9 protein-coding genes are annotated in these 10,393 nt (G+C 54.4%); 6 read left to right on the top strand and 3 right to left on the bottom strand.

Annotated features, from left to right (window positions below; translation table 11 throughout):
• Positions 1-12 precede the first annotated feature (12 nt).
• From AB1763_03140 to pstB, 6 genes are all read left to right on the top strand, one after another.
• The gene (locus AB1763_03140; protein ID MEW5831814.1) at positions 13-687 is read left to right on the top strand and encodes a response regulator transcription factor; all 675 of its coding nucleotides are present in this window, start codon (positions 13-15) and stop codon (positions 685-687) included.
• On the top strand, positions 681-2,093 hold the full coding sequence (locus tag AB1763_03145; GenBank protein ID MEW5831815.1) for a HAMP domain-containing sensor histidine kinase: 1,413 nt from the start codon (positions 681-683) through the stop codon (positions 2,091-2,093). The genes AB1763_03140 and AB1763_03145 overlap by 7 nt, the downstream gene beginning before the upstream one ends.
• Complete coding sequence (locus AB1763_03150) at positions 2,090-3,463, top strand: HD domain-containing protein (protein ID MEW5831816.1); 1,374 nt, start codon at positions 2,090-2,092, stop codon at positions 3,461-3,463. Before AB1763_03145 ends, AB1763_03150 begins: the two co-directional genes overlap by 4 nt.
• A 68-nt stretch (positions 3,464-3,531) precedes the next feature.
• Positions 3,532-4,383: a phosphate ABC transporter permease subunit PstC gene (pstC, locus tag AB1763_03155; protein MEW5831817.1), complete on the top strand. Its 852-nt coding sequence runs from the start codon at positions 3,532-3,534 to the stop codon at positions 4,381-4,383.
• A complete protein-coding gene (pstA, locus tag AB1763_03160; protein MEW5831818.1) occupies positions 4,380-5,225 on the top strand; it encodes a phosphate ABC transporter permease PstA in 846 nt (281 codons plus the stop codon). Before pstC ends, pstA begins: the two co-directional genes overlap by 4 nt.
• A gap of 2 nt (positions 5,226-5,227) precedes the next feature.
• Positions 5,228-6,013 carry a phosphate ABC transporter ATP-binding protein PstB gene (gene pstB, locus AB1763_03165; protein MEW5831819.1) on the top strand — a complete coding sequence of 262 codons (786 nt, stop codon included), beginning with the start codon at positions 5,228-5,230 and terminating at the stop codon, positions 6,011-6,013.
• 39 nt (positions 6,014-6,052) lie between these two features.
• On the opposite strand, the gene queF is transcribed toward pstB, so the two are convergent.
• From queF to gyrB, 3 genes are read right to left on the bottom strand one after another with little or no spacing between them, the layout of a single operon-like run.
• Positions 6,053-6,442, bottom strand: a complete 390-nt coding sequence (gene queF / locus AB1763_03170) for a preQ(1) synthase (GenBank protein ID MEW5831820.1) — start codon at positions 6,440-6,442, stop codon at positions 6,053-6,055.
• Positions 6,443-6,444: 2 nt separating this feature from the next.
• The gene (locus tag AB1763_03175; protein MEW5831821.1) at positions 6,445-7,839 is read right to left on the bottom strand and encodes an EAL domain-containing protein; all 1,395 of its coding nucleotides are present in this window, start codon (positions 7,837-7,839) and stop codon (positions 6,445-6,447) included.
• Positions 7,840-7,845: 6 nt separating this feature from the next.
• Positions 7,846-10,158, bottom strand: coding sequence for a DNA topoisomerase (ATP-hydrolyzing) subunit B (gene gyrB, locus AB1763_03180; GenBank protein MEW5831822.1), 2,313 nt, complete (start codon positions 10,156-10,158; stop codon positions 7,846-7,848).
• Positions 10,159-10,393: the final 235 nt, after the last annotated feature.

Here is a 10,393-nt window from a genome sequence, read left to right on the forward strand (position 1 = left end):
AGGAGCCGATACGTGGACGCGCTCATACTGATCGTCGAGGATGAACAGGACATTCTGGAGCTGATGGAATACCATCTGGCCAAAGAGGGTTTCGAGACGATCGGGTTTCTGAATACCAAAAGGGTGCTCGAAGCGCTGGAAGAAGAGAACATCGATCTGATCCTGATGGATCGCAACCTCCCCGGAGCGGAAGGGAGCGAATTCGTCGAGATGCTCCGCAAAAAAGGGATCCAAACGCCCGTTATATTCGTGAGCGCAAAGCACAAAGACGAAGAGATCGAACAGGGATTCGAACGCGGCGGCGACGACTACATCACCAAGCCCTTCAGCATGAAAGAGCTGGTGTTGCGGGTCAAAGCGATCCTGCGCCGCACCAAAAAGCTCTCGATGGAAGGTTCCCTCGTCTATCGGGACATGTCCCTCAACCTTGCCGCCCGCACCCTCACGATTGACGGCACGGCCGTGGAGCTGACCAAACTCGAATTCGACCTCCTCCACGCGCTGATCGCCAACCAGCATGTCGTCCTTGACCGCGATTACCTGCTCGAACACGTCTGGGGAGGCGACGAAGTGTACCAGGAGCGGACGGTCAACGTTGCGATCAACCGCCTCAAAGAGAAAATCGATCCGGACAAAACCAAAGACTACATCAAAACCGTACGGGGAGTCGGATACACGCTGTGCTAAGAATCCACCAGCTCTTTTTCCTGAACGTCCTGGGATTGTTCGTTGCGGCGCTCGCCGTCGCCTCCATCATCAGTTTTTTTACCCTTAAGAGCATGATTATCGAAGACGGCGAACACCAGCTTGTACGCAGTATCGCGATTCTTGAAAACGTCGTCGCGACAACTTCCGATTTCGACCGGCTTGCGGCACAAACAGCCGAAAAAACGGGTTACCGGGTTACCGTCATCGCCGAAGACGGCACGGTCATCGCCGAAAGCGACACCGACAAACGGGGAATGGAAAACCATCTTGGACGGATCGAGGTGATGCATTCGATGAGCGAACCCTACGGAATGACGATCCGCTATTCCGAAACCCTCAAAACCGACTTCATCTACATCGCCAAAAAAATAACGACCCCCGAACGAACCCTCTATTTCCGCCTTGCGATGAGCCTCAAAAGTGTGATGGAGCATTTCTACGCGCTGTGGATCAAATTTTTCGCCGCATTTGTCATTCTCACCATCATCTCGCTGGCCATCGCCTATAACATCTCGAAAAAAGCGCGTTACGATATCGTCCAGATCACCCGCTATCTCGACGAAATCTCGGCCAAAAACTACAAGGCGGTCCTCAAGCCCGAATATTTCCGCGAGTTCCTCCAGATTTCGCTGTTACTTAAAAATCTCGTCAAAAAACTGCATAACCGCGACAAACAAAAGCGCAAACACACCGCCAAACTGCGCCTCATCAACAAACAGCAAAACGATATCCTCTCGGCCATCAGCCACGAGTTCAAAAACCCGATCGCCGCCATCATGGGATACACCGAAACCCTCCAGGACGATCCGCAGCTCGATCCGAAAATCCGTGCGAAGTTCCTCGAAAAAATCCTCGCCAACACCCAGCGCGTGACCCTGATGCTCGACCGTCTCGCCCTCTCGGTCAAACTCGAGAACAACGATCTCTCGATCAAACCCTCGTCGTTCGATATGGGCGAGGTATGCGCCGAGACGGTATCGCTGCTGCAAGCCAAATATCCTTACCGCCGCATCGTCTATAACGGGACTTCCAAGACGGTGTTTGCCGACAAAACGATGATGGAACTCGTCATCACCAACCTCGTCGACAACGCCCTGAAATACTCCGAAGAGGAGGTGATCCTCACCCTCACCGAAACGACGCTGGGCATCACCGACAAGGGGATCGGAATTTCACCGGCCGAACTGGACAAAATCACCTCCAAGTTCTACCGGGTCCAGAAAAACCGCTGGGACAACTCTATGGGACTGGGGCTCTCGATCGTCAGTTACATCCTCAAACTCCACGACACCGCACTGAAGATCGAAAGCACCCTCGGGATCGGTTCGACGTTCAGCTTTGCCATCGGCCATCTGGTCGAAAAAACGACGAAGCCGAAAAAATGATCCCCCTGCCCAAGCCGCTGAACGAAGTGATTGCAACGCTTTGGGACGCGGGTGTCCGCCCGATTCTCGTAGGGGGATTCGTTCGCGACGCCCTTACCGGAAACGTCAACCCCGACATCGATATCGAGCTCTACAACGTCGCAACGCTCGAACAGATCGAGACCCTGCTGCGGCCGTTCGGGAAACTCAACCTCGTCGGCAAAAGCTTCGGAGTGTTCAAACTTTCGCTCGGAGGGTACAAAATCGATTTTTCCCCTCCCCGTACCGAATCCAAACGGGGATTCGGCCACAAGGGATTCGACGTCACCTGGCACAGCGACATCGATTTCGAAAGCGCCGCGCGGCGGCGTGATTTTACGATCAACGCCATCGGATACGATCCCATCGGGGGGCGATTCCTCGATCCTTTCGGCGGAATCGGCGACCTTTCTTCCGGGCGGCTGCGGTGCGTCGACCCCGAAACGTTCGTCGACGATCCGCTCAGAGTCCTGCGGGCGGTGCAGTTCGCGGCCCGTTTTGATCTCACCTGCGATACGGCCCTGCTCGAGCTGTGCCGCACCATGATCGCGCAAGGTGCGCTCGAGGAACTTCCCAAAGAACGGATTTTCGAAGAGTTCAAAAAACTGCTCCTCCTCAGTCCCCGTCCCTCGCTGGGGCTGAAACTGCTCAAAGAGATCGGCGCGTTGGCGTTTTTTACACCGATGGAGCAGTTCGACTCCACGCCGCAGGATTACCTTTCCCACCCCGAAGGGGACGTATGGACCCACGTGCTGATGTCGGTAGACGTCATGGCTGCAATGCGCAGCGGGAAGGAGCAGGAGAACCTGATCTTGATGTTCGCCGTCTTGCTGCACGATATCGGCAAACCGCTTACCACGATCGTCCAAAACGGCAAACTCAACGCGCCGCGCCACGCCGAAGAGGGGGTGGAGATCGCACGGGAATGGCTGGAGAAAATCACGGGGGACAAAACCCTGATCGAAGGGGTCCTCCCGCTCGTACGCTACCACGGCTGGCCCCGAAAACTCTGCCGCTCGAACGCTTCGGATTCGGACATACTCCGCCTCAGCACCGAAGTGTGCATCGACCGCCTTATCCGGGTCGCCGAAGCCGATTTTTTCGGCCGCGCGTTTGTCGGGGACACCCCCGAATCCTTTGAAGCGGGGATATGGCTGCGCGAAAAGGCTGCGCGGCTGGGCGTCTTGTACGCGCCCCCCAAGCCGCTGCTCATGGGACGCGACCTCATCGATGCGGGGATGGCCCCCTCCGAAGCATTCAAACTCCTTCTCGACAAGGCCTACGAAGCCCAGCTCGACCGCCGAATCACCACCCGTGATGAAGCGCTCGAATGGCTCGCGAAACAATCGTAACAGAGCTGTAACCATCGTGTAATACAATTGCCTCCATTTTTCAGGGGAACCCCCTTTCAAGGCAAGGCATGCTCGATAAAATCTTTCACAACATGACCCGTTTCAGCGCCCTGCTGATCCTTTTCATCGTCGCATGGATTTTCGTCGTCCTTTTCGACCACTCGACCGAAGCGATGCAGGCCTTCGGATTCGATTTCATCGTCAAAGACGAATGGGCTCCGAATGTCGACAAATTCGGTGCCTATGCGGCGATTTTCGGTTCGGTCGTCTCGACTTTCCTGGCCATGCTCATCGCGATTCCGGTCGCGATCGGCGTCGCGATCTTCTTGAGCGAAATCGCCCACGACAGGATCAAGGGTTTTTTCGGGGTCAGCGTCGAACTCCTCGCCGCGATCCCCTCGGTCATCTACGGGATGTGGGGACTTTTTTACTTCGTCCCCATCCTCCGCGATCTCTTCGGAGGGATGGGGATCGGTCTGCTCGCGGCCGCCATCGTCCTCTCGATCATGATTCTCCCCTTCATGGCCGCCGTCACCCGCGACGCGATGAACACCACCCCAGACATCCTCAAAGAATCGGCCTACGCATTGGGCGGAACCCAGTGGGACGTCATCAAAGACATCATCATCCCCTACGCCAAAGCGGGGATCATCGGTTCGCTGATTCTGGCACTGGGACGCGCGATCGGGGAGACGATGGCGGTGACCTTCGTCATGGGGAACGTTCACCACACCCCCGCTTCGATCCTCGATCCGACGACGTCGATTCCCGTCACGCTCGCCAACGAGTTTACCGAAGCCGACAGTTCGATCTATTTCTCGAGCCTTTTCGGACTGGCGCTGACGCTGCTCGTCATGAGCTTCGTCGTCATCGCCGTCGCGAAATTCTACTTTTTGCGTAAAGTGAGGAAAGGTCAATGACCGCTACCCAAAAACGGATCGTGATCAACCGTATCGCCCTGGCCCTCTCGACGCTCAGCGCCGTGGTTGCGCTGGGCTTTTTGTTCTGGATCCTCTACGTCCTTTTCAGCAACGGGATCAATGCGCTCAACTGGAATATCTTCACGATGGAGGGGGCGCCTCCGGGATACGAGGAGAGCGGCCTCAAGCACGCCCTGGTCGGGCAGCTGATCCTCGTGGGCCTTGCGACCCTTATCGGGGTGCCGCTGGGGATCATGGCGGGAACCTACCTCAGCGAATACGGCAAAAATTCGAAACTGGCGCACACCATCCGCGACATCAGCGACATTATGATGTCGGCCCCCTCGATCGTCATCGGGGCGTTCGTTTACGCGGTCGTCGTCATGCCGATGGGGCACTTTAGCGCCTGGGCGGGGGCCATCGCACTGGGAATCATCATGATCCCCATCATCCTCCGCACCACCGACGACATGCTTCAGCTCGTCCCGGGTACGCTGCGTGAAGCGGCGTTTGCCCTCGGTGCGCCCAAATACAAAGTGATCATGGACGTCGTCTACCGCGGCGCCAAAGCGGGGATTCTGACCGGCGTACTTCTGGGAATCGCCCGCGTCGGAGGAGAGACGGCACCGCTGCTGTTCACGTCGTTCAACGACAACTTTTTCACCACCGATCTGAACGAAGCGATGCCGTCGCTGACGGTCACGATCTTCAACTATGCGATCAGCCCCTATGAGGACTGGCAGCAGCTGGGATGGGCGGCGGCGTTCATCCTGTCGATGTTTATCCTGGGGCTTAACATCCTCGGACGACTGATCTTATTCTACGGAAAGAAAAGGAAATAATTATGGCTTCCATCATCGATATCCAGGACGAATGCGCGCTGCACGTGCGCGACTTCGAGTTCACCTACAAAGGCGCTGCGGCTCCCAGCCTCAAAAAGATCACGATGCCGATCGCCAAACATGCCGTCACGGCTCTCATCGGTCCTTCGGGATGCGGAAAAACGACCCTGCTGCGCTCGTTCAACCGGATGCACGACCTCTACCCCGGCAACACCTATGCGGGGGAAATCGAATTCGAAGGGCGCAACATCCTCGCCCCAAAAGAGGACCTGATCCATCTGCGGACCAAAATCGGGATGATTTTCCAAAAACCGACCGCGTTTCCGATGTCCATTTTCGACAACGTCGCCTACGGGATGCGCCTGCAGGGGATCAAGAACAAAACCGAGCTGGAAGGACGGGTCGAAAAAGCGCTTCAGGATGCGGCACTGTGGAAAGAGGTCAAAGACCGCCTCAAACACGACGCCAACGGCCTCTCCGGCGGCCAGCAGCAGCGTCTGTGCATCGCGCGGGCGATTGCGGTAGAACCCGAAGTGCTCCTTTTCGACGAACCCACCTCGGCGCTTGACCCCATCTCGACACAGGGGATCGAAAAGCTGGTCATCGAACTCAAAGAGCGGGTCAGCATCATCATCGTCACCCACAACATGCAGCAGGCGGCGCGGGTAAGCGATTACACGGGATTCATGTACCTGGGGGAACTGGTGGAGCTGGGGCATACCGAAGAACTCTTCGTTACCCCGAAAGAAAAACTGACGCAGGAATACATCACCGGGAAATTCGGGTGATCGGGGATTCTTCCCTTTCCCCCTTTTTCCTCTCTTTTTTTACTTCCCTTTGACGATTTTTTCGCTGTCGATCTCGACCACCGTATGGACGTTTCCGCGCGGATAGAAGTCGGCAACCACTTTCAAGCGCTTGGGAGCGATTTTCTGCTCGAAGACGCTGTAGATCTCGTTTGCGCTGTTTTCGTGCGAAATATGGCGGTTTCTGAACGAATTAATGTAGAGTTTGATGGCTTTGAGTTCCGCCACCCATTTGTCCGGCGTGTATTCGACGTAAATCGTCGCAAAATCGGGGTATCCGCTGCGGGGGCACAGACAGGTGAACTCGGGTAGCGTCACTTTGATTACGTAGTCGCGTTCGTGCTGATTGGGCCAAATTTCAAAATCTTTTTCCACGTCGAAATTTTCGACGATCTGTTCTCCGTATTTCATGGTCATCCTTGAATGTCTTTCGTTGTTAAAATTTTACCGAGATAATTTCCCTGACGGTAGTTGATTTTGAGCGACCGCGCAATCCGGTCGCTCTCTTCGTCCTCGATCATGGAGATCCAGGTTTTTACGCCGCACAGATGGGCGCCGAGGTTGAGCCCCTGCAAAAGGTTCTGGTGTTTTTCCTCCCGGATATGCCGACTGTAGAGGGGATCGAAACGGGCTACGTCGACGTCGAGCTCTTTGAGATAGAGCATCGTCGTGTGGTATCCCCCCAGCCGATCCAGCCCGATTTTGTAACCCGCTTTGCGGTAATGGGCGATCTGCTGGGAAAAACGTTCCATCTGGTGAAAGTACTCTTTTTCCTCGAACATCAGCACGATGGCGTTTCGGGCGGCGGGGCGGCGTTCCAAAAGGGTAAGCGCGTGTTCAAAAAAATGGGGATTGCGCAATGTCGCGGGAGATACGCTGATGACGAAACGTTTGTCCGGACCGGTACATACGCTTCCGATCTCCTCGAGTATCTCGCTCTCAAACCGGCGCATCAGGTTCAGGCGGTTGAGGATCGGAACGTAGCGGCTTTGATGGATCAGTTTTCCTTTGGAATCGACCAGCTTGACGGCGGTATCGTACATTTCGCCCTCCTCCGAGAGGATCGGCCAAAACCCGATGCTGAACCGTTTTTCTTCGAGCGCTCCGGCTACCTCTTTTTCGAGTTCGTTGATCGGATAATCCTCTTCTTTTTCAATCTTCGTCCGTTCGTTGTGAAGCTCGTACAAACGGCTGACCAGCAGTTCGGCATCGCGCGTCAGCCGCGTATCGGCCATCACCGCTTCAAGACGTATTTCGATGTCGTTGCGGACAAAATTCTGGTATTTGCTCAAAAAAAGTTCCAAAAGCGGGATATGGTCCTCTTTTTCCCCCGGAAAGAGGAGGAGAAACACCCCCCCGCGGTATCGGCATACCGGAAGTTTCTCAAGTCCTTTTTCGGCAAAAAAACGGTTCACCTTCCCTACCACGTCGACCAGCGCGGCATCCCCGTTTTTGATCCCGTAGCGTTCATTGATGTACCACAGGTTTTCGACGCTGATCATCATCAGCGTCGAGACACCCTTTTGGACGTTTCTGTCAAAAAATTTGAAAAAATAATCGGCCGTAAAAGTATGGGTCAGCGGGTCGGTAATGTTTTCCCGGCTGCTTTGGTAAATGAGGTACAAAATAAAATAGACGATGAAAACGAGCATCGTGATGGACATCAGCACGAACGATTCGAACATCGTCTCGGTCCATTTGCTCAGAAGGGTAAAAAGGGTCAGCGCGACGAGCAAAAAGACGGGAAGTCCGATCCGCAACGCGAGCACGAAGCGGTGGGAACGTTCTTTTTGTTCGGTGTAGGTCATAAAGGATCAGATATCCAGGTGTTTGACGTCTTTGGCGTGGGTTTCGATGTAGTTCCGGCGCGGTTCGACATCATCCCCCATAAAGAGGTTGAACGCTTCGCTCGCCGATTCGGCATCCTCGATGGTAATCCGCAACAATACCCGGTTTTCGGGCGTCATGGTCGTTTCCCAAAGCTGTTCGGGATTCATCTCCCCCAGACCTTTGTAACGCTGGATATAGGACCCTTTTTTCGCGTAATCGGTGATCTGGTTGAGCATTTCGAGCAGATCCCCCTCCAGCGGAAGGTTCCAGTCCTGAATTTTGCGGTATACGTAAGTCGCTTCGGCGAAATAAGGCGACGCGAACAGTTCGTCGTTGATGATCAGCTCTTCCAAACCGCCGTTCGTCTGGACAAACAGATGCATCTGCTCGTCGCTGACGCTTTTGCTGAGGATGTTATTCCCCTGCGCGCTCAGGAACGCTTCGACCTTCCCGTACATTTCATTCATTCCCAACCCGATAATATCGGGATTTTCGATGAAATAACGGATCAGATCGACCAGTGCGTAGCGGCGCTCAAGCGCATCGAGAGTACTGCGGTAATGATCGACCATTTTGAAAAAGCTGATCAGATCGTTGGTGCCGATGTTTTCGACTTCCAGTGCGGGAATCCCGTTCTCGATCAAAAACGCGTTCATCACGCGGTCGTCCTTGAAGTAGATCTCTTTTTTCCCTTTCTGGTAACGGTACAGCGGCGGCTGGGCCAGATAGAGGTAGCCGTTTTCGACGATTTTGGGCAGATAACGGAAAAAGAACGTCAGCAGCAGAGTCTGGATGTGGCTTCCGTCGACGTCGGCGTCGGTCATGATGATGATCTTGTGGTAGCGGAGTTTTTCCTCGTTAAACTCTTCGCCGATCCCGCAGCCGAGCGCGGTGATCATGTTGGTGATCTCTTCGGATTTGAGGATTTTGTCGAGGCGCGCTTTTTCGACGTTGAGGATTTTACCCTTGAGCGGCAAAATGGCCTGGAATACACGGTCGCGGCCCTGTTTGGCCGAACCGCCCGCCGAGTCACCCTCGACGAGATAGAGTTCGCTGATGCTCGGGTCTTTGCTTTGGCAGTCGGCCAGTTTGCCCGGCAGCGTCCCGACCGTCATCGCGTCTTTGCGTCGGGTGAGTTCGCGCGCTTTTTTCGCCGCTTCGCGTCCGCGTGCCGCCATCAGTGCTTTCTGGACGATCGCTTTGGCCTGGATGGGGTTCTCTTCGAAATATTTGGTCAGTTTTTCGTAAGTGACTTTCTGCACGAGGGGACGGACGTAGGTGTTCCCCAGTTTCCCTTTGGTCTGTCCTTCGAACTGTGGTTCGGGGACGCGGACGGAGACGACGCAGATAAGCCCTTCAGCGACGTCTTCGCCGCTGAGATTGACGTCTTTTTCTTTGGCGTTGCCGTTTTGTTTGTTGTAGTTGGAGATGACGCGCGTCAGTCCCGCACGGAAACCGGCTTCGTGGGTACCGCCGTTGGGGGTGTTGATGTTGTTGACGAACGTAAACGTCTTCTCGTCGTAGCTGTCGTTGTACATCAGGGCGATGTCCATCTCGATGTCTTCGATCCGCTCGCTGAATGCAAACGGAGTCGCGACGACCTCTTTTTTGTTCACGTCGGAAACGAACTGGCTGATCCCTCCTTCGTAGTGGTAGGTGTTCTCCGCCCCGTTGCGCTCGTCTTTGAAGACAATCGTGATGCGCGGATTCAGATAGGCCAGTTCACGGAAACGCTTGGCGAGGTAATCGTAATCGAAGATGACCGTTTCGGTAAAAATCGACGGATCGGGAGCAAATTCGATCGTCGTTCCCCGTTTACGGGTGGTTCCGGTGACGGCCAGCGGCTCCTGGGGGATACCGCATTTGAAATTCTGTTCATGGATCTGGCCGTCGCGGTGGATCGTCATTTTCAGGTCGGAGGAAAGGGCGTTAACGACGGAAACCCCGACCCCGTGCAGACCGCCCGAGACTTTATAGGTGTCTTTGTCGAATTTTCCCCCCGCGTGGAGGACGGTCAAAACGACTGTGGCGGCCGAAATTCCCTCGGTCGGGTGCATGTCGGTCGGAATACCCCGGCCGTTATCGCTGACGATTGCCGTGCCGTTTTTGGTAAGGGTGACCGAAATCGTGTCACAGTGGCCCGCCATCGCTTCGTCGATCGAGTTGTCGACAACTTCGTAAATGAGGTGATGGAGTCCCCGGTGGCCCGTATCACCGATGTACATACCGGGTCGTTTTCGAACTGCTTCAAGCCCCTTGAGGACTTTAATGTTGCCGGCACCGTAGTTGTGTTCCATGTTTGCTCCCGCTGTTGCGTGTTAAATGCTCTATTTTATCGCAGGTAAACTAAAAAGAAAGTTTTATAACGATTTTCCCCGTTTCCGGGGAGAAAAAAGGGAAGAAGATTTTGGGTCTCCTAAATAAGTGGTAGATATTGATTAAGTTTAATATGCACTATCTTTATTATATGGTTGATATTTTTATATAAAAAGAGTATAATTTAATAATTCACAATAAGGACATAACATGAGT

The sequence above is a fragment of the Campylobacterota bacterium genome (assembly GCA_040752835.1).
Lineage (GTDB): Bacteria > Campylobacterota > Campylobacteria > Campylobacterales > Sulfurimonadaceae > Sulfuricurvum.

Coding starts and splice junctions, on each gene's coding strand:
- gyrB (MEW5831822.1), bottom strand. CDS start 10,158: ATGGAACACAACTACGGTGCCGGCAACATTAAAGTCCTCAAGGGGCTT.
- AB1763_03175 (MEW5831821.1), bottom strand. CDS start 7,839: ATGACCTACACCGAACAAAAAGAACGTTCCCACCGCTTCGTGCTCGCG.
- pstB (MEW5831819.1), top strand. CDS start 5,228: ATGGCTTCCATCATCGATATCCAGGACGAATGCGCGCTGCACGTGCGC.
- queF (MEW5831820.1), bottom strand. CDS start 6,442: ATGAAATACGGAGAACAGATCGTCGAAAATTTCGACGTGGAAAAAGAT.
- AB1763_03150 (MEW5831816.1), top strand. CDS start 2,090: ATGATCCCCCTGCCCAAGCCGCTGAACGAAGTGATTGCAACGCTTTGG.
- pstC (MEW5831817.1), top strand. CDS start 3,532: ATGCTCGATAAAATCTTTCACAACATGACCCGTTTCAGCGCCCTGCTG.
- pstA (MEW5831818.1), top strand. CDS start 4,380: ATGACCGCTACCCAAAAACGGATCGTGATCAACCGTATCGCCCTGGCC.